Origin of the sequence: Arthrobacter sp. B3I4 (assembly GCF_030816855.1) — a bacterium.
In the GTDB taxonomy this organism is placed as follows: Bacteria; Actinomycetota; Actinomycetes; order Actinomycetales; family Micrococcaceae; genus Arthrobacter.
In genome coordinates, this window is the sequence record NZ_JAUSYK010000001.1 from 740,586 (window position 1) to 765,126 (window position 24,541).

Here is a 24,541-nt window from a genome sequence, read left to right on the forward strand (position 1 = left end):
GGACCGCAACCAGGCTCGGGCGGATCAGACCGGCAGCGCTGCCGTACCGACGCGCAACGCCGTTGCCGCCGCGAGCAGACCTACCACGACGAGGAGTCCGGCCAGCTGGAGCAGCCCCTGCCTCCGGCCGCGGGGAGCGTACGCAATGACCGCAGCGCAGAGCGCACCGGTAATCAGGCCACCCAAATGGGCCTGCCAAGCGATCTGCGGAACGACAAAGCCGATGGCGCCGTTGATGGCGATCAGGACCCACAGTTGCTTCGTGTCCCCGCCGCGGTGGCGCTGGACAACCACCATGGCGCCGAAGAGGCCGAAAATGGCGCCGGAAGCACCCACGACGCCGCTGACCGGCTGCCCTGGAACGTAGGCAGGCGTAAGGAGGAGGTAACCGACGGACCCGCCTACGGCTGAGACCAGGTATACAGCTAGGAAGCGGATGCGCCCGAGGAGGGGTTCCAGCGCCTGGCCAAATATCCACAGCATGTACATGTTGAGCACGATGTGGAGGATGAAACCCTGGGAGTGGAGAAAAGCGGAGGTGAGCATCCGCCACGGCTCGAAGACCCCGTATTCGGGAGTCGCATAAACGGTGGCGAAGGCGAGGTTTCGGTAGGCAGCGTCGCCGGGAACTATCCACTGCAGCACATAAAGCAGGGCGCAGGCGGCGATAATCCCAAGGGTGGCCAGCGGTTTCCCCGCCGCGACGGTGCCGCCGTAGGGCGACCGCACAGCCGGCGTCGTACGTTTTGCTTCGTTGACGCAGTCAATGCACTGGAACCCGACGGCGGCCGCCCGCTGGCAATCGGGGCACGCAGGGCGCCCGCACCGCTGGCACCGCACATAGGCGGGCCGGTCCGGGTGCCTTGGGCACACCGGAACCTGCGCGGACGGCTCTGCCGACGGAATTCCGTAGCTCATGGGCTGGCTAGAGCTGCTCTACGTCGATGCTGTTGATGACGACATCTTCAACCGGGCGGTCGCCCATGCCGGTGCGGACGCCCTCGATGGCGTCGACGACCTTCTTGGATTCCTCGTCCGCCACCTCGCCGAAGATGCTGTGCTTACCCTGCAGCCAGCCGGTCGGGATGGTTGTAATGAAGAACTGCGAGCCATTGGTGCCACGGCCCATCTGGATTCCGGCGTTCGCCATGGCCAGCTTGTACGGCTCGTTGAAAGTCAGTTCCGGGTGGATCTCGTCGTCGAACTTGTAGCCCGGTCCGCCGACGCCACGGCCCAGCGGGTCGCCGGCCTGGATCATGAAGTCTTTGATGATGCGGTGGAAGATCGTGCCGTTGTAGAGCGGCGTGCCGGTCTTGTCCTCACCGGTTTCAGGGTGCGTCCAGGCCTGCTCACCGGTGGCCAGGCCGACAAAGTTCTTGACGGTCTTGGGTGCGTGGTTGCCGAAAAGGTTGACGACGATGTCGCCGAGGCTCGTGTGGATGGTTGCTTTTGCAGTTGCGATGGCAGTCATGGCCCTATTCTTCCACGCAACGAGTCTGGCCACAGGGGCGCACACCCAGTTCCGCGCTGGGTGAAATCGGCCTGAAATCCACCTGAAGAATAGCCCGTGGGGTCCCGGACCCGTAGGCTAACAACAGAACCGTCACATTAATCGGGAGGTAGTTGTGAAGAAAACGGATCGTATTGCCCGCGACCTGGAGCAGTCTGTGGCCAGCGCAGTAGAGAACGCCAGAGAATGGGCCACCCCGCGGGTTGAGGCCGCAGTTGACTGGGCCGTTCCGCGCGTACAGCACACGGTGGACACCGCTTCCCCCAGGATCCAGGAGGGCCTGAAGTCTGCGGCCCACAACCTGGCCGGCGGCGTCGCGACCGTGACCCCCCGCATTCAGGACGGACTGGCCCAGCTTGCGCCGAGGATCCACGACGCCGTCGAAGGGGCAACCCCGCGGCTGCACGAAGCCTTGGACAGGGCCACCCCCGTCATCGCCACCGCCCGCGACCGGGTCGTTGTCGACTACCTCCCCAAGCTATCCGACCAGATCGGTCTGGCCTCGGAGGTGGTGCACCGTACCCTCGAAGGAGCCCCGGCCCACGTGGATGCCGTGGCCCAGCGCCTGGTGGACACCGGCGTCATCCGCAACTTCCAGGAACAGGTGCAGTCAGCCAGCCAGCAGCTCAACGTCGCAGCTGCCGAGGCCAGCCGCGCGGTCAACGATGAATTGGCTGGGCCGCAGAAGCCCAAGCACCGCGGTTTCCTGATTCTCGGCGTCATCGCGGCTGCCGCCGCTGCCGGCGTCGCCGCTTGGAAGGCCTCAAAGCCTGTCGAAGATCCCTGGAAGACTCCGGCCCCCGTCAATCCGGTAGCCCCGGCTCCGGTGCCCGCCACCACGGTCACCGACGTCAAGGACAGCGGCGGCGATACTGCCGTTGCTTCGACCGCGACGGCGGATGCGGCCGACAAGCAGGCGGAGGCATCCTCGGACCTGGGCGCTGATGCAACGGCCAAGACCGAGGACGAGTTGACGGCCCCGGTTGCCACGGATGCTAAGACCGCGATCCGCAACATCGCCGCCAGCTCCAACGGCGAAGAGAAAAAGTAGCCCGACACCCGCCGCGTGCGGGCCGGAGTACGTGCAGAAGGAGGGATTTCGCCGATCGGCGGGATCCCTCCTTTTACTTTGCCACCAACCTGTTGCACCGGGGCCGCCGCAGGCTTCACAACCGGTTCAGGTGCTAAATTTGGGGTGATGTCACCCGCTGAATCCCTTGTGGATGCCCCCTACGATGCCGTGCGTGCCCCGGCCGTGTCCATCGTCATCCCGGCCTACAACGAGGAAAGCGTCATTCGGCAGTGCCTCATCGCCGCCGTCTACCAGTCCGTACCCGCCCACGAAATCATTGTGGTGGACAACCTGTCCAAGGACCGGACGGCGGACATCGTTCGGCAGATGCAGCAGGAGTACCCGGAGAGCCGGATCGTCCTGCTCAGCCAGGACACGGACCAAGGCCTGATCCCCACCCGCAATTACGGGCTTGATCACGCCACGGGTGAGATCCTAGGCAGAATTGACGCCGACTCCGTGCTGGAGCCGGACTGGGTGGAACAAGTCCAGAAGGCTTTCGCGGACGACTCCGTGCACGCTGCCACGGGTCCCGTGGTGTACTACGACATGCCAATGCGGCGTTTCGGTCTCAAGGCTGATGACAAGATGCGCCAGTTCATGCTCAAGCTGGCTAAGCACCAGTACCACTTCCTCTTCGGCTCCAATATGGCGCTGCGGCGCTCCGCCTGGGAGACAATCCGGCTGGAGACCTGCCGGGATGAAAAGGACGAGATGCATGAGGACATTGATCTCTCCCTGCATCTGGCCGAGCACGACCTCCGGATCCAGTACTGGCCGCAAATGGTGTCCGGCATGTCGGCCCGCCGACTCGAGGACTCGCCCCGGGATTACCGCTATTACGTCACTCGGTTCGACCGCACCTACAAGGCGCACAACGTGAAGAAGATGGCACTAAAGGCGCCCATGGTGGTCTTTTTCTCCGTGTATTTCCCGGCAAAACTGCTGCGTGCCATCCACACCGTCAACACGGCACAACCGGCCCGCCGCGGCGGGCAGTAGCGCTCAGTCCGTCCCCAGCTCGGCCAGGCGCTCCGCGTTGCGCCGTGTCGAACGGGAGCGCCGCTGGCCGGCCGCGACGACGGCGAGACCCACAAGGATCATCACCAGGCCGGCATAAGTTCCGCCCGGAAGCGTTTCACCAAGGAACGCCGCCGCGAGCAGCGCCGCACCGGGAATTTCCAGCAGGATGATCATCGAAACCAGCAACGGGCTCATCGTCGCCAGCAGGTGGTTGAACGCGGTGTGTCCCACCAGCTGCGCGCAGACCGTGATAGCCAGGATGCCAAGCCAGCCGGTCGCGTCGAAGCCTGCCAACGGCTGGCCGCTCGCCAGGGCGAGCACAGCGACGACCGCAGCGCACATGCCGTAACAGAGCGTCGTATAGACGCTGGTACCCATGGTCTGCCGCGCCTTGCCGCCGGCGAGCGTGTAAACGCCAGCGAGCATACCCCCGACGACGGCGAGGAGGTCGCCGGTCAGGGCGGTCGGGGAAGTGCCCATATCGAAGCCGGTGATTGCCACTACACCGGCGAAAGCCAGCCCCAGCCCGGCCAAGACCTGCCAGCTGTGCCGGACGCCGCGAAAGACTTGGAAAACGGCAATCCAGCCCGACTGCAGACACACCAGTGCGGTCGCGGCAGCCACCGACGTCAGTTGGAGTGAGGTGATGAAGCAGGCGAAGTGGAACGCCAGCGCCACCGCCGCGGCGAGTGACCAGCGGAACTCGCTGCCACTGACCCGGCCGAACTGCCGGGGCTGACGGACCAGAACGGGACCGGACATGACGACTGCGCCAATAGCGTTGCGCCAGAAAGCGATGGCCAGGGCGCTCACGGAGGTGGCACCCAGCGTGGCAGCAATCAGAGGCCCGGAGGAGGCAACGCCCAGTACACCGAGCGCCGCGAGGAAGAAGTTCACGCCTCCACAGTAGTGCTCCCGCACAGGTGCCCGCCGTCAGCGCCCTCAGGGTGGGGCCGGGGTGGGCGTGAACGCAAAAGGTCCCGGCCAGCTTTTCCGCTGGCCGGGACCTTTTCCTATGGTGGAGGCACGGGGACTCGAACCCCGAACCCCCTGCTTGCAAAGCAGGTGCGCTACCAATTGCGCCATGCCCCCATAAGAAGCAACCCGTCAATCATACCCCAGTGCCGGACCGCCGTTTCCGGCTCCCAGCCTGGCTTGGGCTAATCGACCGTATCGGTCGACTGGCTCCAGACTGCCTTACGGGCCTCGGATTCCTGCACTTTCCTGTAGAGCAGGACGCCTGCGATCGTGGCTGCAACTGCCAGCAACTTCTTCACACGCACCCCGTTCCGATCCAGTTTCACGTGGATCTTTACAGGAACCTGTACAGGTTCCGTGGGCGTACCAGGACTTGAACCTGGGACCTCTTCGTTATCAGCGAAGCGCTCTAACCGCCTGAGCTATACGCCCCGATGCCTCATCGGGCCGAGATATGACTTTACAGCACATCCCGGCCCGATCCAAAATCGAGGTCTTTTCCCGGGGTTCACCGGGAGGAAGGGGCCATTTAGTCGTCGGTGAGGGTCACACCGATGCCGCCGACCAGGGTGGCGGCAATGTTGTACAGCACTGCGGACAGCATCGACAGAGCGGTCAGCAGGACCACATTGATCACCGCGATGATCACGGCAAAGGAGGCAACCTGGCCGAGGGACGCGACCTTCTTCAGCTCGAAGCCGCCGCTTTCAGATCCGGCAAGGGTGCCCAGCAGGCTGTCCACCTGGTCAAAGATGCCGGTCAGATCCAACACTGTCCAGAGCACGATCGCGGCAACGACAGTGACGATACCGAGCGCTACGGAGAGCAGGAAGGCCATTTTCAGGACGGACCAAGGCTCAACTTTGCTCACGAGCAACCGTGCACGCCTGACCTTGGCCTTCGGTGCCGGCCGGACCAGGCCCGGCTGGCCCGGCCGCTGGGCCGCGGCCTCCGGACGCTGTCCGGCGGCCGCAGGACGCTGGCCCGGCGTCGCAGGGCGCTGGCCCGGCGTGACGGGCCGTTGCCCGGGCGTGGCCGGCCGTTGGCCGGTTCCAACGACGCCGGGGCGCTGCTGGGGACGCGAGGGCGCGTTGACCCGCGGGGCAGCAGGCTGGCGCGCGCCGCCGGGACCACTGCTCGATTTGGGATAGGACTCGGAATTACTCACGCGTTACCTCCGGTGTTGTCTTCGTCCAGCTCGGCATCGCCTGATGACTCATCTGAATCGGGGGCCGGTACTGATTCTGTCTCTACGGACCCCTCGCGCGATCCGTTATCTCCAGCCAACGTTACGTCATCTTGCTCCGCAGCCTGATCTTCGGCCTCGCTTTCGGGGCCTGTTTCGTCAGTGTCCAGGCCGCGTTCGCTGTTCCGGGCCACTTCGATGATGCGGTCGTTCTTGTCAGGCTTGGCGAAGATAACGCCCATGGTGTCGCGGCCCTTGGCAGGCACCCCGGCCACCGACGAACGGACCACCTTGCCGCCTTCCATGACAACCAGGACCTCGTCCTCTTCCTGGACGATCAGGGCCCCTACGAGGTGCCCGCGTTCCTCCTGGTACTTGCCGACCTTGATGCCCAGCCCGCCGCGGCCCTGAAGGCGGTATTCCTCCACCGCGGTGCGCTTGGCGAACCCGCCTTCGGTGACGATGAAGACGAACGAGCCGTCCCGAACGACGTCGGCGGCTAGCAGTTCGTCATCCTCACGGAACTTCATACCGGTGACACCGGAAGTGGCGCGTCCCATCGGGCGCAAGGCTTCGTCCGTGGCAGTGAACCGGATGGACTGTCCCTTGCGGGAAACCAGCATCAGGTCGTCGCTCTCGGACACGAGCTGGGCGGAGACGAGTTCGTCACCGTCGCGCAGGTTGATCGCGATCACACCGGCGGAGCGGTTGGTGTCGTAGTCCTCCAGCCGTGTCTTCTTGACCAGACCGCGCTTGGTGGCGAGCACCAGGTAGGGCGCGTGCTGGTAGTCGCGAAGGTCCAACACCTGCGCGATCCGCTCGTCCGGCTGGAAGGCCAGCAGGTTCGCGACGTGCTGTCCCTTGGCGTCACGTGCTGCTTCGACCAATTCGTAGGCCTTTGCGCGGTAGACCCGGCCCAGGTTCGTGAAGAACAACAGCCAGTGGTGCGTGGTCGTAACGAAGAAGTGCTCCACCACGTCGTCTCCGCGTAGCTGGGCGCCCTTGATGCCCTTGCCGCCGCGCTGCTGGGACCGGTAGTTGTCACTGCGGGTGCGCTTGACGTAGCCGCCCCTGGTGATGGTGACGACCATTTCTTCTTCGGGGATCAGGTCCTCCATCGACATGTCGCCGTCGAAGCCCATCAGCACCTTGGTCTTGCGGTCATCCCCGTGTTTATCGACAATCTCGGCCAGCTCGGTACTGATAATCTCGCGCTGGCGCTCCTCCGAGGCGAGAATCGAGTTGTATTCCGCAATCGCAGCTTCCAGTTCGGCGTGCTTGTCCTGGATCTTCTGCCGTTCCAGGGCAGCGAGCCGGCGCAGCTGCATGTCCAGGATGGCCCGGGCCTGCAGATCGTCGATGTCGAGCAGCTCCATCAGGCCGTCGCGGGCCATTTCGGTGGTGGTCGACGCACGGATCAGCGCGATGACTTCGTCGAGTGCATCCAGCGCCTTCAGCAGCGCACGAAGGATGTGGGCTTCTTCTTCTGCCTTCCGCAGCCGGTAGCGGGTGCGCCGGGCGATGACGTCCATCTGGTGGGTGACCCAGTGCCGGATGAATGCGTCCAGGCTAAGCGTGCGCGGCACGCCGTCGACAATTGCCAGCATGTTGGCCGCGAAGTTGTCCTGCAGCTGCGTGTGCTTGTAGAGATTGTTCAGCACCACCTTGGCCACGGCATCGCGTTTGAGCACGATCACCAGGCGCTGGCCGGTGCGGCCGGAGGTCTCATCGCGAAGGTCCGCGATGCCGGAAATCTTGCCGTCCTTGACGAGCTCGGCAATTTTGATGGCGAGGTTGTCCGGGTTGGCCTGGTAGGGCAGTTCGGTGACAACCAGGCAGGTGCGGCCCTGGAGTTCCTCAACGTTGACGACGGCGCGCATGGTGATGGAGCCGCGGCCGGTGCGGTAAGCGTCCTCGATGCCCTTGTGGCCCAGGATCGTGGCACCGGTCGGGAAGTCGGGTCCCTTGATCCTCTGGATCAGTTCCTCGAGCAGTTCTTCACGGCTGGCAGTCGGATTGGCCAGGTACCACTGCACGCCGTCGGCCACCTCGCGGAGGTTGTGCGGCGGGATATTGGTGGCCATGCCGACGGCGATGCCGGAGGAACCGTTGACCAAAAGGTTCGGGAAACGCGCCGGCAGGATGGTCGGTTCCTGATTCTTGCCGTCGTAGTTGTCCTGGAAGTCGACGGTTTCCTCGTCGATGTCCCGGACCATTTCCATGGCCAGCGGGGCCATCTTGGTTTCGGTGTAACGCGGGGCGGCTGCACCATCGTTGCCGGGCGAGCCGAAGTTGCCCTGGCCCAGTGCCAGCGGGTACCGCATGGTCCAGTCCTGGATCAGCCGGACCAGGGCGTCGTAGATCGCGGTGTCTCCGTGCGGGTGGTACTGGCCCATGACCTCGCCGACGACGCGGGCGCACTTGTTGAAGGAGCGGTCGGGGCGGTAGCCGCCGTCGAACATCGCGTAGAGCACGCGGCGGTGGACGGGCTTGAGTCCATCGCGGACGTCCGGCAGCGCGCGCCCGACAATTACGGCCATGGCGTAGTCGAGGTATGAGCGCTGCATTTCGGTCTGCAGGTCGACCTGCTCGACACGGTCGCTCAGGACGTCGGTATCAAGGACGGTGCCTTCAAGCACGGCTTCCGCGCCGGATGCGGGCGGGACCTCGGGTGTTTCGTCACTCATAGTCTATGTTTTCCGTTTCAGGTATATATCGGTTCTGGAATATGCAGGGCTGGGCCGCTAGATATCGAGGAACCGAACGTCCTTGGCGTTCTGCTGAATGAAGTTTCGGCGGGACTCCACGTCTTCGCCCATGAGGACCGAGAAGGTCTGGTCGGCTGCCAGGGCATCGTCCATGGTGACCTGCAGGAGGGTGCGGTGGTCCGGATCCATGGTGGTGTCCCAGAGTTCCGTGTAGTCCATCTCGCCGAGGCCCTTGTAACGCTGGATGCCGTTGTCCTTCGGGATGCGCCGACCCGCAGCCTGGCCGGAGAGCAGCTTTGCGTCCCGCTCCCGGTCGCTGTAGACGTAGTCGTGCGGGGCGTTCGACCACTTGATCCGGTACAGCGGCGGCTGGGCCAGATAGACGTAGCCGTTCTCAATCAGCGGGCGCATGTAGCGGAAGAGCAGCGTCATCAGCAGAGTCGTGATGTGCTGGCCGTCGACGTCGGCATCGGCCATCAGGACGATCTTGTGGTACCGGAGCTTGGCCAGGTCGAAGTCCTCACCGATGCCGGTGCCGAAGGCGGTGATCATGGACTGGACCTCGGCGTTGCCCAGGGCCTTGTCGAGCCGGGCGCGCTCGACGTTCAGGATCTTGCCACGAAGCGGCAGGATTGCCTGGGTCTCCGGGTTGCGTCCGCGCTTGGCCGAGCCGCCTGCCGAGTCACCCTCCACGAGGTAGACCTCGCACTTCTGCGGGTCCTTGGAGGAGCAGTCGGACAGCTTGCCCGGCATGCCAAAGGATTCCAGCGGGCTCTTGCGGCGTGCGTTGTCACGGGCCTTGCGGGCAGCCATACGCGCCTGGGCCGCGGAGATGGCCTTGCGGATCACGTCGCGGGCCGGGCCTGGGTTGCGTTCCAGCCAGTCACCGAGGCCGTCGGTGACCACGCGCTGGACGAAGCCCTTGACCTCGGAGTTGCCAAGTTTGGTCTTGGTCTGGCCCTCGAACTGCGGCTCGGCCAGCTTGACCGAGATGACGGCGGTCAAGCCCTCGCGGATGTCGTCACCGGTGAGGTTGTCATCCTTTTCCTTGATGATGCTCTTTTCACGCGCATACCGGTTGATCAGCGAGGTCATCGCGGCGCGGAAGCCTTCTTCGTGCGTTCCGCCCTCGTGGGTGTTGATCGTGTTCGCGTAGGTGTGGACGCTCTCGGAGTACGCGTTCGTCCACTGCATCGCCATCTCCAAGGCGATGTGCCGTTCCGTGTCTTCCGTCTCGAAGGCAATGACGTCCTCGTGCACGACGTCGACCTTCTTGCCGGAGTTCAGGTGCTTCACGTAATCGAGCAAACCCTCGTCGTACTGATACACCACCGTGTGAAAATCTGCGGGAACCTCGCCCTCAGTCTCCAGGCCGTCAAGATCCAGGTCTTCGTCTTCGGACGCTTCCGCCGCGCGGCGCTCGTCGGTCAGCGTGATGCGCAGCCCCTTGTTCAGGAACGCCATCTGCTGGAACCGGGCCCGCAGCGTCTCAAAGTCGAAGTCCGTGCTCTCGAAAATGGTGGGATCCGGGTAGAACGTCTGGGTGGTTCCGGTCTCGTTCGTTTCCTCGCCCTTCACCAGGCCGCCCTGGGGCTTGCCGCCGTCGGCAAAGGACATCCGCCAGACGTGGCCCTGCCTGCGGACCTCGGTATCGACGCGGCTTGAGAGGGCGTTGACGACGGAGATACCCACACCGTGGAGGCCGCCCGAGACCGCATAGCCACCGCCACCAAACTTACCGCCGGCGTGCAGGATGGTCATGACCACTTCCACCGTCGGCTTGTGTTCGGTGGGGTGCATGTCCACGGGAATGCCGCGGCCGTTGTCCACGACCGTTACGCCGCCGTCGGCCCGGAGGACGATTTCAATGTGCGTGCAGTAGCCCGCCAGAGCTTCGTCAACGGAGTTATCGACAACTTCATAGACCAGGTGGTGCAGACCACGGGGCCCGGTGGAGCCGATGTACATACCCGGGCGCTTCCGAACAGCTTCCAGACCCTCAAGCACGGTAATGTCGCTGGCGCCGTAGCCGTGCGGCTTCACCGCTTCCGCGGGGGCGTCCGCTGACGCACCTCCCGCTGCTGGGTCCGCTGCCGGGAAATCTGTATTGTCGTTAGCCACAGGCGCTTTCGACTCCTCTATGTTCGTTGAAGGCCGGCCGGAACCGCTTTCCAAGGAAAACGGACACCGCCAGCAGGCACGTCACTGATGGCGCCCGTGGCAGCTCCGTGAGCCGGTCTCCGCACAGAAAATTGCGTCGGAAACGGACTCAGTCGACGTTTCACCGGCGCCCAGTTATCTCCTGCGATTCTACCGTGTTATAGGACCGATTCCCGCATTCCGGAGGGCCAAACGGCTGGCAAAGTGCCGCTGGGAGGCCGCTGACTCCGTCTGCAAGGCTCCGGGGGTCCTTCCGCTGGGTGCCTATACCGGCCCGGGGCGTCTGAGCGCCCTACACGCCGTTCGCGGATTTTTCAATCTTTTTGGAACAACTGCTTCATAACGGCGGCTGCGGCTGCTAACCGTAAGTATCGCGTGGACCGCGTCCGTTCACGGTACGGGCACCCTTCCGCCAGCTGGGCGCTGCAGGGCCGAGCACCTGGATCTTGGTTACCACACCGTCACCGAGCTCCACGCGGAACTTTTCCAGCAGGCTCAGGCTAAGCAGCCGCAGCTGAGTCGCCCAAGCGGTCGAGTCGCAGCGCACATGCAACGTCGTGTCTTCAAAGCTCTCCGGGGTGCAGTGGGCCGAGATCTCCGGTCCAACAAGGGCCGGCCACTGCGCCATGACCGAGCCGACCGCCACCGGGGAACTCCAGCCGCGTTCTGCCACCAACCGTCCCACTACCTTGCCGAGGCCCAGCGGATCCCGTCCGGTTCCGTGGAACTGACTGAAGCCCCGCGTGCCGGCACCGCGCAGCGGTTTCTGGCCGCTTTTCTGGCTGCTGCCGGGGCGGGGCGGTGCTTTCCGGCGGATCTCACCTCGAGCTGCCGCGGCATCCCGCATGCGGTTCAGCGCTGCCTGGGCCGCATCGATGTCATCGGGATCGCGGCCCGGCTGCAGACCGCCGTCGGTGTCCTTGTTCATCGGTTGTCCGGCTCCTCGATTCCTCCCGGAATGACCTTTACCCGCCGCCCGGCCAGTTCCGCCGGTATGTCGTCCTCGACGGCGGCGGTCACCAGGACCTGTTCCGCGCCGGAAACGATTGCGGCCAGTTTACGCCGCCGCTGAACATCCAGCTCGGCGAAAACGTCATCCAAAATCAGGATCGGGGCGGACCCGCCGGTGCGTGCGTCATCGAGCATCACATAGTAGGAGGCCAGGCGCAGGGCCAGGCACATTGACCAGGTTTCCCCGTGGGAGGCATAACCCTTCGCCGGGGCCTGGCCCAGGACCAGTTCGAGTTCGTCCCGGTGTGGCCCTACCAAGGAAATCCCGCGTTCCAGTTCCTTCCGGCGCGACGCTGCGAAAGCCCGCACGTAGCGTTCGGTCAGGTCGTCGACGCTGAGCAACCGCAGGTCTTCGGCTGCGTCTGCCGGAGGCCCCGCCGCGGTCCCCGCTCCGCCGCGCGCTGCTTCGCCATCGTCGTCGACCACCCCCTGAAGAGTCGAGCGGTACACCGCTCCGGCCGCTTTGGAGCCGTCCGTGAGCTGGGAGTAAGCGTTCCTCAGGTGCGGCTGAAGCCGTTCCACCAATTCCAGCCGTGCGTGCAGGAGTTCGGCTCCAGCTCTCGCCATATGCTGGTCCCAGACATCAAGGGTTGCTTCATGCCCGGACGTGAATTTGCCGGTGCGGCCGGACTTCAGCAACGCGTTGCGCTGTTTCAGTACGCGGTCGTAGTCGCTGCGCGTGGCCGCGTGGCGGGGAATAAGGCTGACCAGCAGTTCATCGAGGAAACGGCGTCGGCTGGACGGATCGCCCTTGACCAGGGCGAGGTCCTCGGGGGCAAAGAGCACCGTCTGGCAGATCCCCAGGATGTCCCGGGCCCGGACCGGGTTGCTGCGGTTGATGCGGGCCCGGTTGGCCCGGCCGCCGTTGATTTCCAGCTCCAGCACGGTCGATTGCCCCCCGCGGACCAGTTTGGCCCGGACCAGAGCCCGGTCGGTGCCGAACCGAAGCAGCGGAGCATCGGAACTGACACGGTGCGAACTGAGGGTGGCCAGGTAGCCGACGGCTTCCATCAGGTTGGTCTTGCCGATGCCGTTGGAGCCCACGAGTACCGTGACCCCCGGCTCCAGGGTGAGGTCGACCTGGGCATAGCTGCGGAAATCTGTCAGCGACAGTTGTTCAAGGTACACGCCGTTTTCAGGACTCCGGGACTTACTTGGCCGGCCGGGTGGAGTGTCCGCCGAACTGGTGGCGCAGCGCTGAAACCATCTTCATCGCCGGTGAACTGTCTTCGCGGGAAGCGAAGCGGGCGAACAGTGCCGCGGTGATAGCCGGGGCCGGAACGGCGTTGGCGATCGCTTCCTCGACAGTCCAACGTCCCTCACCGGAATCCTCGACATAGTCGTCGATGGATTCCAGTCCCGGGTCCTCGTCCAAGGCTTTGACCATCAGGTCCAGCAGCCAGGAGCGGACGACGGTTCCCTTCTGCCAGGCCCGGAACGTTCCCGGCAGATCGGTGACGATGTCCTTGGCCGCAAGGAGTTCATAGCCCTCGGCGTAGGCCTGCATCAGGCCATATTCAATACCGTTGTGCACCATCTTGGCGTAGTGCCCGGCGCCTACACCGCCCACATGGACGAAGCTGTCGGCGCGGTCACCTTCCGGCCGCAGCGCATCGAAGACCGGGAGTGCGCGTTCAATATCGGCTGTATCCCCTCCGGCCATCAGGCCGTAGCCGTTCTGCAGGCCCCAGACGCCGCCCGATACCCCGCAATCCGCGAAGCGGATCCCCTTTTCAGCAAGGGCGGCAGCGTGTTTCTGGTCTTCGGTGAAGCGGGAGTTCCCCCCGTCGATCACGAGATCACCGGCGTCCAGCTTGCTCCCCAGTTCCGTAATCACGGCGTCCGTGATGGCGCCGGAGGGAACCATTACCCAGATCAGCCGGGGGGCGGGCAGGGCGGAAATGAGCTCGTCCACGCTGGCGACATCCGAGATTTCTGCGTTCCGGTCAAATCCGGTGACCTCGAGCCCAGCATTGCGCAACCGTTCGCGCATGTTGAAGCCCATTTTTCCGAGACCGATAAGTCCGATGTGCACGGGTGGAACTCTTTTCTGCGCTGGTGGGAGGGTGGGAAGCCCAACTGCGTGGGCCCACGCCGCCAGGGTTCCCTGGCCGTGGGGCCCCATCGGCGAGGGTCCCTGCCTGAGCTTGCGAAGGCTGGGAGCCGATGGGGACTTGCGAGGCGAAGGCGGCGGTGGGGTCTAGTTGGGCAGGCGGACCGGCATCACCAGATACCGGTAGTCGTCTTGGTCTTCGCCATCGGCATCCTGCTGGGCGGTGATCATCGCCGGTTTGGGAGCTGTGGTGAAGGAGAACCGGACGAACTTGGTCTCGATGACGCTCAAGCCCTCGATCAGGTAGTGAGGGTTGAAGGCGACCGTGATGTCTTCGCCGCTCAGCTGGGCCTCAAGCTCTTCAGAAGCCTGGGCGTCCTCGCCGGTTCCGGCGTCGAGGTGTAGCTGGCCCTGGGTAAACGCGAGCCGCACCGGGGTGTTCCGCTCAGCCACAAGAGACACGCGGCGGACAGCTTCCACCAGTTCCTGGGTCTGGACTGTGGCGTGGATCGGCGTCGAATCCGGGAAAAGGGAACGGATCTTGGGATAGTCACCATCGACGAGGAGCGACGTCGTGGTGCGGCCGCCGCTCTCGAAACCGATCAGCCGGCTGTCGTCCTCGGCCAGGGCGAGGTTGATGTCCCCGCTGCCGCCAAGCGTCTTGGCGACTTCGTTGAGGGTCTTCGCCTTCACCAGGGCGCTCGTGGAGATGCCCGGGGTGGCAGGCTTCCACGGTACTTCGCGCATCGCCAGGCGGTAGCGGTCGGTGGCCAGCAGGGTAATCAGGTCGTCCTCGATTTCCATCCGGACACCGGTAAGGATGGGCAGCGTGTCATCCTTGCTGGCCGCGATGATCACCTGCGAGACAGCCTGCGCGAACGAGTCGCCGGCCACCGTTCCGCTGATGGGAGGAAGTCCGGGCAACGGCGGGTATTCCGCTTCCGGCATGGTAGCCAGGTGGAAACTGCTCCGGCGGCAGGTCAGGGTGACCTTGTTGCCGTCTGTTTCAATTTCGACGGGTGCGGACGGCAGGCTGCGGCAGATGTCTGCGAGCAGGCGGCCGGATACCAGGATCGTGCCCTCGGTGCTGATGTCGGCGGGGATTTCGAGGCGGGCCGAGGTCTCGTAGTCAAAGCTTGAGAGGCTGACCGTGCCGGCTTCGGCTTTGAGCAGCAGACCGGAAAGAACCGGAACAGGCGGACGCGGCGACAACGACCGGGCGGTCCAGGTCACTGCTTCGGCCAGAACGTCCCGTTCGACTCTGAACTTCACGGAAGGGTGCCGCCTTTCATTGCTGCTGATAATGCCAAACGTGTCAAGCCCCGGGCTCACCGCTTGTGGTGCCTGATCTGCCAAGAAGGGTAAGTGCACGCGTCCCGGTGCGGCTTGCTGCTCCCGGCTCCGGAAGTCGAATCACACGAAAGATTCCGGGACGGACGCACTGCAGACAGCTTAGCCCCAAGAACGGACTTCTCCCATCCCTGGCTTACACCAGTGTGGTTCGAAGCGGGGTTTCGAGCTGGTCAGGGGCAGTTGGCGGAGGGGTGAGAAGAAACTGTTGTTTGAGGGAATTTCATTTTCTTGGGATTAGTAGTGTTAATAACTGCTGTGGAAACTGTGGATAACTCAGTCTGGCCGTGTCGTTCCGCGGTTAAGCCCTGTTCATGGACTGTGGGGGAAGCAGGTTTTAAACAGGGTGTGGATGGGGACAACATTTTGGGGCGTTTCGCCAGTCCACAGGCGCCTTAAGGGTTTTAAGCCCATTGACCGCCGTTGTCCCCTTAACTATCCACAGGGTTGTCCACAGCGCACTGCTAATAAGGTAAGAGTGCGCCGTGTGGGCGTTCAGGAATTGCGCTGTTGCTGCTTGATCCGGTTGGTCAGTTCGGTCACCTGGTTGTAGATGACCCGGCGCTCCGCCATCAGCTCGCGAATCTTCCGGTCAGCGTGGATGACCGTGGTGTGGTCACGGCCACCGAGTTCCTGGCCAATCTTGGGGAGCGACATGTCGGTAAGCTCCCGGCACAGGTACATGGCGATCTGCCGCGCGGTGACCAGGGTGCGGGTGCGCGACTTGCTGCAGAGCTCCTCCATGGTCAGCTTGAAGTAGTCGGCCGTCTGGGTGAGGATCTGCGCGGACGTGATCTCCTGGGCGCCGTCGTCCGTGATCAAATCCTTGAGTACCATCTCGGCAAGGGCTACATCTACCGGCTGGCGGTTCAGGCTTGCGAAGGCGGTGACGCGGATCAGGGCACCTTCAAGTTCGCGGATGTTGCTGGAAATTTTCGAGGCGATGTATTCCAGCGCGTCGTCAGGAGCGGAGAGTCCTTCACTCAGCGCTTTCTTACGCAGGATGGCGATGCGGGTTTCCAGTTCGGGCGGCTGGATATCGGTCAGCAGGCCCCACTCGAAGCGGGACTTCATGCGGTCCTCAAAGCCTGCAAGCAGCTTGGGCGGCTGATCCGACGTGATCACGACCTGCTTGTTGTTGTTGTGCAGGGCGTTGAACGTGTGGAAGAACTCCTCCAGCGTGCGGTCCTTGCCGGCGAGGAACTGGATGTCATCGATTAGCAGGACGTCAACATTGCGGTACGTCGTCTTGAAACTGGTGCCTTCGTCGTCGCGGATCGAGTTGATGAAGTCATTGGTGAACTCCTCCGAGTTCACGTAGCGGACCCGGATGCCGCTGTAGAGCCGCCGGGCGTAGTGGCCGATGGCGTGTAAGAGGTGCGTCTTGCCGAGGCCGGAGTCACCGTAAATGAACAGCGGGTTGTAGGCCTTGGCGGGAGCTTCCGCGACGGCGACGGCGGCCGCGTGGGCAAAGCGGTTGGACGAACCAATCACGAAGGTGTCGAAGACGTACTTAGGGTTGAGCCTGCCGAATTCGTGGGACGTGCTCGGAAGCATCGGCTGCGGCTTCAGCTCCACCATGGGATCAGCAGCGAGGGCCAGCTCGGGGGCAGGTTCCGGTTCCACGTGCACCGGCACAAGGTCGGTGTCGACGTCGATCGCGCAACGGATCTCGTCGGAAAATACGCTTCGCAGAGCGTCATCGAGTGCTTCCTTGACCTGGGTCTGCAGCACCTCGCGGGTAAGTTCGTTGGGCACGGCGACAAGCAGGGTCGAACCGATCAAGCCCTGGGCCTGGGCCAGGATCACAAAGCCGCGTTGACGGGGGGTGACACGGTGGTCGTTCTCCAGAAGGCTGACCACCCGCCGCCAGGAACTTCCGACGGTGTTCGCGTGGTTGGCTTCGTCTACCGTCATCAATCAGTTCCTCAAACCTTGCTTGCCTGCGTTTCCTGCAGCCGCAAGCCCTGAACCAGGCTGCTGGTCCCGGCTTAATCCACAGGGTTGTACACACTCAGTGGATAATGGGCTACTGAGCCACTCTAGGGGATGAAAACGGCAGAAGATAGCTGGCATTCCCCCTGTGGATAATTACACCGGTGTGGTTCCGGAACGGAGTCCAAAAGGCGGTTCATCCACAGGCGATGGGGCAGGTTAGCCACAGCTTGGGGACAGGCGATAGCGCCGCCCCCGGTTTGACTCTGGGGGGCGGCAGGCCCTAACGTTGTGAAGTCCCATGTGCACGCCTATCGCCTCATTTGAATCTCTCCCGACGCCCCGCGTCTTGCGAGCCGAGGTAGGCGGCACATACAAAACTTAGCGTCGACCAGTTCTTCCCCTTGATCGGGTGGGCGCACCTTTGATCCACTGGAGTAACTAACGTGAGCAAGCGGACTTTTCAGCCGAATAACCGCCGTCGAGCCAAGAAGCACGGCTTCCGCCTTCGTATGCGTACCCGTGCCGGCCGCGCCATTCTGGCAGCCCGTCGTGGCAAGGGCCGTACCGAACTGTCGGCCTAAATAACTGACTCATCGGTCACCCTCCCTATGCGAGTTGAGCGGTGCTAGCCACCCGGAACCGTCTACGGACACCGACCGATTTTTCAACAACTGTACGTTCCGGCGTCCGCAATGGACGCCGGAACTTAGTGTTATATACGGCAGCCCTGGCTGCCGGAGAACCAAGCCGGATCGGTTTCATCGTTTCCAAGAGTGTCGGGAACGCTGTTGTTAGGAACCTCGTTAAGAGGAGACTGAGAGAAGCCGGCGCTTTGTCGTTGCAGAAATACCCCACCGGGTTCGCTATCGTGGTTCGGGCACTGCCCGCCTCGGCGGTTGCAGGCTGGGATAGCTTGCGCTTCGACTATGACGCCGCTCTTGAGAACAACATGAAACGGTTGGGCAGCCGCCTTCCACAGGCCGCTTCTACAGTTTCTTACGAGACAACACAGGAAGGGACCCCGCGTGCGTAACTCAAGTGCCGCCGTCGTCCCCGTTCCTGAATCACGTCTCAAAGCCGCCGCAATCTGGCTTGGCCAGGCGGTCTGGAATCTGCCCCGCAACCTCCTCATCCTGCTGCTGATGACTTACCGGAAGCTTGTCTCACCGCTGTATGGACAGGTCTGCCGCTTCTTTCCCAGCTGCTCGGCCTATGCGCTGGAGGCGGTCACGATACATGGGGCCGTGAAGGGCAGCTGGCTTGCGGCCCGGCGCCTCGCTCGCTGTCATCCGTGGAATTCCGGTGGTGTGGACCATGTCCCCGCCGGGCACCGGGAGTGGCCAGCAGGCCACACCCCCAGAATTGTTGTGCTGAACAACCCGGACAAGTACCTGGCTGCGCAGTCTGATGGAGAAGGCCGCCCGGCGGCCTGACGAATAGGGATATCGTATGGACTTCTTTGAAACAATCATGTTTCCGTTCAAGTGGCTGGTTTCCATCATCATGGTGGGCTTCCACGACGGACTGAGCGCCATCGGCCTCCCGGCCGCCAACGGCTGGACCTGGACCCTGTCCATCATCGGTCTGGTGTTGGTCATCCGTGCCGCTCTGATCCCGGTGTTTGTCAAGCAGATCAAGGCCCAGCGCGGCATGCAGCTCCTGCAGCCGGACCTGAAGAAGCTTCAGGATAAGTACAAGGGCAAGACCGACCAGCTCTCCCGCCAAGCCATGGCGCAGGAGCAGATGGCGATGTATAAGAAGCACGGCACCAACCCGTTCTCTGCCTGCTTGCCGATGCTGATCCAGATGCCGTTCTTCTTCGCGCTCTTCCAGGTCCTTTCTGGAATCAGCAGCGCCAAGACCAGCGGCAAGGGCATCGGCGCCCTCAGCCATGACCAAGTCGTGCAGTTCGATGAGTCCAGCATTTTCGGTGCCCCGTTGTCGGCTTCCCTCCTGCACGGCGGTGGCGGCAACCAGATCGCGGTATGGATCCTCTCGATTGTGATGATCCTTGCGATGACGGCCTCGCAGTTCATCACCCAGAAACAGATCATGGCAAAGAACATGTCTGAAGAGGCCATGGCGAGCCCGTTCATGAAGCAGCAGAAGATGATGCTCTACGTCCTGCCGCTTGTTTTCGGCGTCGGTGGCATTAACTTCCCCATCGGTGTCCTCATCTACTGGACCACGACCAACCTTTGGACCATGGGCCAGCAGTTCTTTGTCATCCGCCGGATGCCGACGCCGGGATCCCCGGCCGCCAAGGCTCTGGAGGAGCGGCGCGCCGCGAAGGGCTTGCCCTCGCTGCCGCTGACGGGTGCCCGGAAGGCCGACGCCGAGGCTGAAGCGGCGGCTGCTGCGGCCGCCGTGACCGCCAGGAGCCAGCGCGTCCAGCCACAGCGCAAGAACAGGAAGAGGAAGTAATGTCTGCCGAGAGCACCGAACACGATATTTCCCCCGAACAAGGCCAGGACGACGTCCGGGACGGCGTCCTGGAGCACGGCCCCGGAGAAGTCTCCGAGGAGTCCGAGGACGCCGGCCGGGACGCGGACAAGCGGACCTCAGCCGGCCGGTTGGAGGAGGAGGGCGACGTTGCCGCCGACTACCTCGAGGAGCTGCTCGACATTGCCGATATCGACGGCGATATCGACATCGAGGTCCGCAACGGCCGCACTTATATCTCCATCGTGGCGGACGAGGAGGGCTCGGGGCTGGAGAACCTGGTAGGCCGTGACGGTGAAGTGCTGGAAGCTCTCCAGGAGCTGACCCGCCTTGCCGTGCTTTCCGCTACGGAGAGCCGATCCCGTCTGGTGCTGGACATTGACGGCTACCGTGCCGGCCGCGCCGGCGATCTGCAGCAGATCGCCGAGGACGCCATTGCTTCCGTGAAGGAAACGGGTGCGGCGGTTGCCCTCGCGCCGATGAGTGCGTATGAACGCAAGATTGTCCACGACGCCGTGGCCGATCTTGGGTTCGTCAGCGAATCTGAAGGCGAAGGTGCCGACCGGCACATCGTTGTCTCTGCAGACTGATTCCGGATAGCTTGATGGTGGAAATTACCGCGGCTGAACTTAAAGCCGCTGAGTCTGTATTCGGTGACCGGCTGGACCTTGCAAAGCGCTACGTTGAGCACCTCGCCACCTCCGGCACTGAGCGGGGCCTCATCGGCCCGCGGGAGGTTCCCCGGTTGTGGAGCCGGCACGTCCTCAACTGTGCGGTGATCGAGCGCGAGATCGCCCACGGGAGCCACGTCGCCGACGTCGGGAGCGGGGCTGGCCTCCCGGGACTTTGCCTTGCGATCGCCAGGCCTGACCTCGAATTGACCCTGATCGAGCCGCTGGAACGACGGGTGATCTGGCTGCAGGAAGTGGTCGATGATCTCGGCCTGGAAAACGTTACGGTGATGCGGACCCGGGCGGAACTGGCCGTGGGCCAGGTTGAGGCGGACGTCGTCACCGCGCGTGCCGTCTCTGCCCTCTCCAACCTCGCCGGCCTGACCATTCCGCTGCTCGCAGGCAAGGGTGAAGTTGTGGCCATCAAGGGCCGAAGCGCCGCGGAGGAAGTGGAGAAAGCTGCCAAGGCGATCCGCAAGCTCGGCGGCGTGGAGACCTCTGTGAAGGTAGTCGGCGAGGACCTTCTCGAAGAGCCAACGACTGTTGTTCGGATAGTTGTGAATAAGCCCCGAAAGATTGCCTAGCACCAGCCCGGTGCCCGCGCTCTTTTTGCGGAAGAGGTTAGGCTAGTTACCGGCAGCAAAAGCCGAACGAGAGTGAGAGTGGCAAGTGACCAGCAGCGAAGCCTCCACACAACGGATACCTCCGTTCGTGTCCCTGGGGTCAGCACGGGCGTTCACGGCACCTGCCGTCGCTTCCAAAAACTCACCAAAGCAAACCACTACGGTTGCTAACCGGCCTGGTTCGGCCAAAGTTTCACGTGAAACTTCGGCTTCCCCGGCCCGCAACGTACTGGACTCCATCGACGACTCCAGTCCAATCGCTCGTGAGCTGGCGCACGAGAACAAACGGCGTGAACGATTGCTGGGACGGGAACTTCCCAAACCTGACAAGACCCGTATCTTCACCGTCTCCAATCAGAAGGGCGGGGTGGGAAAGACCACCACCACCGTCAACATTGCCGCAGCGCTTGCCGCCGCTGGCCTGAATGTGCTGGTCATCGACATCGATCCCCAGGGCAATGCCTCGACGGCGCTCGGGATTGAGCACCACGCCGACGTCGACAGCATCTATGACGTCCTCATTAATGACGTGCCCCTGCAAGACGTTGTGGCACCCTGCCCGGACATCTCCAGGCTCCTTTGTGCGCCGGCCACGATCCACCTTGCGGGGGCTGAAATCGAGCTCGTCAGCCTCGTCGCCCGTGAACAGCGTCTCCGGCGCGCCATCGATGTTTATGCCAAGGAACGCGCCAAGAACGGCGAGGAGCGGCTGGATTACATCTTCATCGACTGCCCGCCAAGTCTGGGACTGCTGACGGTAAACGCCTTCTGTGCCGCCAGCGAGGTCCTGATTCCCATCCAGTGTGAGTACTACGCATTGGAGGGACTGAGCCAGCTGTTGAAGAACATCGAAATGATTCAAAAGCACCTCAACGCTGATCTGGTGGTCTCCACCATCTTGTTGACGATGTACGACGGACGCACCAATCTGGCAGCCCAGGTGGCCGCAGAAGTCCGCGAGCATTTCCCGGAGCAGGTCCTGGGCGCCGTAGTTCCGCGGTCGGTGCGCATTTCCGAGGCACCTAGCTACCAGCAGACGGTCATGACCTACGACCCTTCCTCCAGCGGTGCACTCTCCTACCTGGAAGCCGCAGCGGAAATTGCTGAACGTTAGACTTTTCTCAAAACTTGCACTAGCTAGAGCCGGAGCATGCCGGGCTCTTCCATCGGAGGGATTTATCCATGAGCGATAAGCGACGTGGCCTCGGCCGCGGCCTCGGCGCGCTAATTCCAAGTTCCGCCTCGGCCAACGCCTCCGGAAACGGCTCGGCCCCGTCCCGGCCCGTTGACTTGTTTTTCCCCGAGGCGAGAAAACGCCCCGTGGACGCCCAAGCGCAGGAAGAGATCTCAGTTGCTGAGCCACCCGTAGCGGAGAGGACGACGACCTCCGCCGCTTCGGATGAGGCTGCGTCGGTGCGGATCGATGAAGTGGCCGCGTCGGGCGAAACGGGGACACGGCCTAAAACTGCTCCGTCGAAGACTCCTTCCTCGAAGGCTCCGGTCCGAACCGGAGGGACCGAGGAAGATCTGCCGGCAGTGCCGGAGTCTACCGGTGCCAAGAAACAAGCCGGCCGGAAAGCCACAACAGCGAAAACGGAAGCTGCAGAGTCGGTCCCGCCGGCAGCTGACGTTGCGTCTGTTCCGCTTGCCGAGCGAGACAACGGCGTGGACTTGGTCGAGGTGCCAGGCGTTCGTTTCGCTGAGATTCCGGTCTCGGATATCCATCCGAACCGGAAGCAGCCACGTTCGGTCTTCGATGAGGACGACATGGCAGAGCTTGTGCACTCAGTCCGCGAAATCGGCGTGCTACAGCCAATTGTGGTGCGCACTTCAACCGAACAAGGTGGAGAACCGTACGAGCTCGTGATGGGCGAACGCCGGTGGCGTGCAGTGCAGGCGGCCGGACTCGACACCATCCCGGCAATCGTCCGCGACACCACAGATGACGACCTTCTGCGCGACGCCCTTCTGGAGAACCTGCACCGGAGCCAGCTGAACCCGCTGGAGGAGGCGGCGGCCTACCAGCAGCTGTTGGAGGATTTCGGAACGACGCACGAGCAGCTCGCTGACCGAATAGGCCGCTCGCGGCCGCAGGTATCGAACACGCTTCGCCTGCTGAAACTCCCGCCCCTTGTACAGCGCCGGGTCGGTGCCGGTGTTATCTCTGCCGGGCACGCACGGGCCCTTCTCGCCCTGCCGGACGCTGCCGCCATGGAGCGTCTTGCACAGAAGATCGTGGCCGAGGGCATGTCCGTTCGGGCAACCGAGGAGGCTGTGACGCTGTACCAGGGTCCCGCGTCGCCCACGAAGAACAACATTCCTAGGCCCGGCGCCCGCCACGAGCGCCTGGATTATCTTGCCTCTTCCCTCTCGGACCGCTTGGACACCAACGTGAAGATCTCGTTGGGTGCGCGCAAGGGCCGCGTCAGCATCGAATTCGCTAGCGTCGAGGACCTCAATCGCATCATGGACGTTCTCAGCCCCGGTAGCCCGAGCTAAAGCACACGGAATCGTCCGCTTGGGGCCTGTTTCACGTGAAACAGGCTCCCTTTTTTGTGCCAGATATATTGGAGGCGCAGCTAAACAAGCCGTCGTGCACGGCAAGTGTCCGACCTATTGGCGCCCCTCCCGTGGTTGGCGCCTCGTGGCTCCGTAGCCTCCAGATTGGCACCGCGAGTTCTCGGTGGGCTCCACGGGCCTCCTACATGGCCCTCCGGGTTTGCTGGGGGCATACAGAAGCCCTCACCGCGCCACTGCACCAGGAGCACCGTATGGCGCTGTACGGTGCCGCGGGGCCTACATTTGGCGTCTAAGTAGCCTCAGCTGCTCGCGTGGTGCACTACCAAGGGCTACCTAGGTGCGTTTGACGTGCTTCCATGGATGCACCGGCCGACGTGGTCGGCTGCGGGGTCGCGGCCAGCCGGCCGGTGTGCCACGGGATCCAACTGGCTACATCTGGTGTACTTCGGTGGGATGGCTTGGCTGGCTTTCGAAACGTTCGTGAGACCACAACGAGTTAGCTCATTCGCGGCGCCGCCGTTCTGCGGCACACCGAGTGCACGCAGTGGGCGTCGTTCCTTGACTCACCCAATTAGCGCCTGGCTGGTGCGCGTCCCTGCTAATTGACGGCACGGCCAGTTTCAGCAATATTTCGTATAGAACCCGCACTCCCAATCCCGTGGACTCTCGTGAACCTCCTTCCGGGACGGGCAGGGTTCTGGTCGCACTGTTTCACGTGAAACGTGCTCCTGTTCGCCCTGTTCTGAGCCGGCTTGGCACGTGGACATGAACTCATCACTTCTCACGGTCCGCCACCCTCTGCGACATCCCTCCACCTTGGACGCCACTTGCCCCCTTCACAATGGGCACCCGTCGAACAGGTAGGGTGTCGGGCACGCCCCGTCAGCGGAAGTGCCGTGTGCGCGTCGGCTTTGCCCTCGCGAGGCCGAACTCTCCGTGGACAGGCGAGGTTTCACGTGAAACGACAAGCGTCGATAGCCGACAGCCCGCAACAGGGCTAGGTTCCACCACCGTCCGCCGGCTGCCCGAGATCGCGCGACCTCACGGCCGGTGCCGTTGCGCACGAAGCAAGCCGGGCTACCGGATCTCCCATGACTTAGAGATGGCGGACCAGCCACACAGCTCAGGTTTGCTGACGAGTTGCTCCGTCTGCTTCGCTGTTCGAACCTACCGCCCTGCTGTGTGCGTGCTGTGCGCTCTTTCGCAGGCGATCATCCGTGCCGGTAGCAGAAGGGGTCCTATAGAACGACGTGGATCTGCTAACTCTCGGTACCGTTGTGGTCCCCTGTCCGCCCG

The 24,541-nt window shown here is 63.2% G+C and carries 22 protein-coding genes and 2 tRNA genes; 10 read left to right on the forward strand and 14 right to left on the reverse strand.

Annotation, left to right across the window (positions count from 1 at the left end; all coding sequences use genetic code 11):
- Positions 1-24: 24 nt before the first annotated feature.
- Both QFZ61_RS03545 and QFZ61_RS03550 read right to left on the reverse strand, forming a co-directional pair.
- The gene (locus tag QFZ61_RS03545; RefSeq protein ID WP_307033359.1) at positions 25-918 is read right to left on the reverse strand and encodes a rhomboid family intramembrane serine protease; all 894 of its coding nucleotides are present in this window, start codon (positions 916-918) and stop codon (positions 25-27) included.
- 7 nt (positions 919-925) lie between these two features.
- Positions 926-1,471 carry a peptidylprolyl isomerase gene (locus tag QFZ61_RS03550; protein ID WP_307033361.1) on the reverse strand — a complete coding sequence of 182 codons (546 nt, stop codon included), beginning with the start codon at positions 1,469-1,471 and terminating at the stop codon, positions 926-928.
- A gap of 154 nt (positions 1,472-1,625) precedes the next feature.
- On the opposite strand from QFZ61_RS03550, the gene QFZ61_RS03555 reads away from it, so the two are divergent.
- Together QFZ61_RS03555 and QFZ61_RS03560 are read left to right on the forward strand one after the other, a co-directional pair.
- Entirely contained in the window at positions 1,626-2,561 is a 936-nt protein-coding gene (locus QFZ61_RS03555) for a hypothetical protein (protein ID WP_307033362.1), read from the forward strand.
- A 147-nt stretch (positions 2,562-2,708) separates the two neighbouring features.
- Complete coding sequence (locus QFZ61_RS03560) at positions 2,709-3,584, forward strand: glycosyltransferase family 2 protein (protein ID WP_307033364.1); 876 nt, start codon at positions 2,709-2,711, stop codon at positions 3,582-3,584.
- 3 nt (positions 3,585-3,587) lie between these two features.
- Here QFZ61_RS03560 and QFZ61_RS03565 read toward each other — a convergent pair whose 3' ends face one another.
- The 12 genes from QFZ61_RS03565 to dnaA form a co-directional block, all read right to left on the reverse strand.
- Positions 3,588-4,502 carry a DMT family transporter gene (locus tag QFZ61_RS03565; RefSeq protein ID WP_307033366.1) on the reverse strand — a complete coding sequence of 305 codons (915 nt, stop codon included), beginning with the start codon at positions 4,500-4,502 and terminating at the stop codon, positions 3,588-3,590.
- A gap of 119 nt (positions 4,503-4,621) precedes the next feature.
- A tRNA-Ala gene (locus QFZ61_RS03570) sits at positions 4,622-4,697 on the reverse strand.
- A 68-nt stretch (positions 4,698-4,765) separates the two neighbouring features.
- On the reverse strand, positions 4,766-4,909 hold the full coding sequence (locus QFZ61_RS03575) for a DLW-39 family protein (RefSeq protein WP_373427124.1): 144 nt from the start codon (positions 4,907-4,909) through the stop codon (positions 4,766-4,768).
- 32 nt (positions 4,910-4,941) lie between these two features.
- Positions 4,942-5,015: transfer RNA gene (locus QFZ61_RS03580), tRNA-Ile, on the reverse strand.
- A 97-nt stretch (positions 5,016-5,112) separates the two neighbouring features.
- Complete coding sequence (locus QFZ61_RS03585) at positions 5,113-5,751, reverse strand: DUF3566 domain-containing protein (RefSeq protein WP_307033368.1); 639 nt, start codon at positions 5,749-5,751, stop codon at positions 5,113-5,115.
- Entirely contained in the window at positions 5,748-8,456 is a 2,709-nt protein-coding gene (gyrA, locus tag QFZ61_RS03590) for a DNA gyrase subunit A (protein WP_307033370.1), read from the reverse strand. The genes QFZ61_RS03585 and gyrA overlap by 4 nt, the downstream gene beginning before the upstream one ends.
- Positions 8,457-8,513: 57 nt before the next feature.
- Entirely contained in the window at positions 8,514-10,598 is a 2,085-nt protein-coding gene (gene gyrB / locus QFZ61_RS03595; protein WP_307033372.1) for a DNA topoisomerase (ATP-hydrolyzing) subunit B, read from the reverse strand.
- 397 nt (positions 10,599-10,995) lie between these two features.
- Positions 10,996-11,565, reverse strand: coding sequence for a DciA family protein (locus tag QFZ61_RS03600; protein ID WP_307033374.1), 570 nt, complete (start codon positions 11,563-11,565; stop codon positions 10,996-10,998).
- A complete protein-coding gene (gene recF / locus QFZ61_RS03605) occupies positions 11,562-12,776 on the reverse strand; it encodes a DNA replication/repair protein RecF (protein WP_307033376.1) in 1,215 nt (404 codons plus the stop codon). Before recF ends, QFZ61_RS03600 begins: the two co-directional genes overlap by 4 nt.
- Before the next feature lie 22 nt (positions 12,777-12,798).
- The gene (gene gnd / locus QFZ61_RS03610; protein ID WP_307033378.1) at positions 12,799-13,683 is read right to left on the reverse strand and encodes a phosphogluconate dehydrogenase (NAD(+)-dependent, decarboxylating); all 885 of its coding nucleotides are present in this window, start codon (positions 13,681-13,683) and stop codon (positions 12,799-12,801) included.
- A gap of 165 nt (positions 13,684-13,848) precedes the next feature.
- Positions 13,849-14,973 carry a DNA polymerase III subunit beta gene (gene dnaN, locus QFZ61_RS03615; RefSeq protein WP_307033381.1) on the reverse strand — a complete coding sequence of 375 codons (1,125 nt, stop codon included), beginning with the start codon at positions 14,971-14,973 and terminating at the stop codon, positions 13,849-13,851.
- A 573-nt stretch (positions 14,974-15,546) separates the two neighbouring features.
- Positions 15,547-16,968, reverse strand: coding sequence for a chromosomal replication initiator protein DnaA (gene dnaA, locus QFZ61_RS03620; protein ID WP_307033383.1), 1,422 nt, complete (start codon positions 16,966-16,968; stop codon positions 15,547-15,549).
- 464 nt (positions 16,969-17,432) lie between these two features.
- On the opposite strand from dnaA, the gene rpmH reads away from it, so the two are divergent.
- The 8 genes from rpmH to QFZ61_RS03660 all read left to right on the forward strand — a co-directional run bounded on the left by rpmH (position 17,433) and on the right by QFZ61_RS03660 (position 23,224).
- Positions 17,433-17,570: a 50S ribosomal protein L34 gene (gene rpmH, locus QFZ61_RS03625; protein ID WP_003800212.1), complete on the forward strand. Its 138-nt coding sequence runs from the start codon at positions 17,433-17,435 to the stop codon at positions 17,568-17,570.
- A 41-nt stretch (positions 17,571-17,611) separates the two neighbouring features.
- Complete coding sequence (rnpA, locus tag QFZ61_RS03630) at positions 17,612-18,022, forward strand: ribonuclease P protein component (RefSeq protein WP_307033385.1); 411 nt, start codon at positions 17,612-17,614, stop codon at positions 18,020-18,022.
- A complete protein-coding gene (yidD, locus tag QFZ61_RS03635) occupies positions 18,015-18,422 on the forward strand; it encodes a membrane protein insertion efficiency factor YidD (protein ID WP_307033387.1) in 408 nt (135 codons plus the stop codon). The genes rnpA and yidD overlap by 8 nt, the downstream gene beginning before the upstream one ends.
- A 16-nt stretch (positions 18,423-18,438) precedes the next feature.
- Positions 18,439-19,413, forward strand: coding sequence for a membrane protein insertase YidC (gene yidC, locus QFZ61_RS03640; RefSeq protein ID WP_307033389.1), 975 nt, complete (start codon positions 18,439-18,441; stop codon positions 19,411-19,413).
- The gene (locus tag QFZ61_RS03645; RefSeq protein WP_307033391.1) at positions 19,413-20,021 is read left to right on the forward strand and encodes a R3H domain-containing nucleic acid-binding protein; all 609 of its coding nucleotides are present in this window, start codon (positions 19,413-19,415) and stop codon (positions 20,019-20,021) included. The genes yidC and QFZ61_RS03645 overlap by 1 nt, the downstream gene beginning before the upstream one ends.
- A gap of 14 nt (positions 20,022-20,035) precedes the next feature.
- Positions 20,036-20,686, forward strand: a complete 651-nt coding sequence (gene rsmG / locus QFZ61_RS03650) for a 16S rRNA (guanine(527)-N(7))-methyltransferase RsmG (protein WP_307033393.1) — start codon at positions 20,036-20,038, stop codon at positions 20,684-20,686.
- Positions 20,687-20,771: 85 nt separating this feature from the next.
- Entirely contained in the window at positions 20,772-21,839 is a 1,068-nt protein-coding gene (locus tag QFZ61_RS03655; protein ID WP_307033395.1) for a ParA family protein, read from the forward strand.
- Positions 21,840-21,907: 68 nt separating this feature from the next.
- Positions 21,908-23,224: a ParB/RepB/Spo0J family partition protein gene (locus QFZ61_RS03660; RefSeq protein WP_307033398.1), complete on the forward strand. Its 1,317-nt coding sequence runs from the start codon at positions 21,908-21,910 to the stop codon at positions 23,222-23,224.
- The last annotated feature ends 1,317 nt before the right edge of the window (positions 23,225-24,541 follow it).

Coding starts and splice junctions, on each gene's coding strand:
- dnaA (WP_307033383.1), bottom strand. CDS start 16,968: ATGACGGTAGACGAAGCCAACCACGCGAACACCGTCGGAAGTTCCTGG.
- QFZ61_RS03550 (WP_307033361.1), bottom strand. CDS start 1,471: ATGACTGCCATCGCAACTGCAAAAGCAACCATCCACACGAGCCTCGGC.
- QFZ61_RS03560 (WP_307033364.1), top strand. CDS start 2,709: ATGTCACCCGCTGAATCCCTTGTGGATGCCCCCTACGATGCCGTGCGT.
- QFZ61_RS03545 (WP_307033359.1), bottom strand. CDS start 918: ATGAGCTACGGAATTCCGTCGGCAGAGCCGTCCGCGCAGGTTCCGGTG.
- yidC (WP_307033389.1), top strand. CDS start 18,439: ATGGACTTCTTTGAAACAATCATGTTTCCGTTCAAGTGGCTGGTTTCC.
- gyrA (WP_307033370.1), bottom strand. CDS start 8,456: ATGAGTGACGAAACACCCGAGGTCCCGCCCGCATCCGGCGCGGAAGCC.
- QFZ61_RS03600 (WP_307033374.1), bottom strand. CDS start 11,565: ATGAACAAGGACACCGACGGCGGTCTGCAGCCGGGCCGCGATCCCGAT.
- QFZ61_RS03645 (WP_307033391.1), top strand. CDS start 19,413: ATGTCTGCCGAGAGCACCGAACACGATATTTCCCCCGAACAAGGCCAG.
- rsmG (WP_307033393.1), top strand. CDS start 20,036: ATGGTGGAAATTACCGCGGCTGAACTTAAAGCCGCTGAGTCTGTATTC.
- QFZ61_RS03660 (WP_307033398.1), top strand. CDS start 21,908: ATGAGCGATAAGCGACGTGGCCTCGGCCGCGGCCTCGGCGCGCTAATT.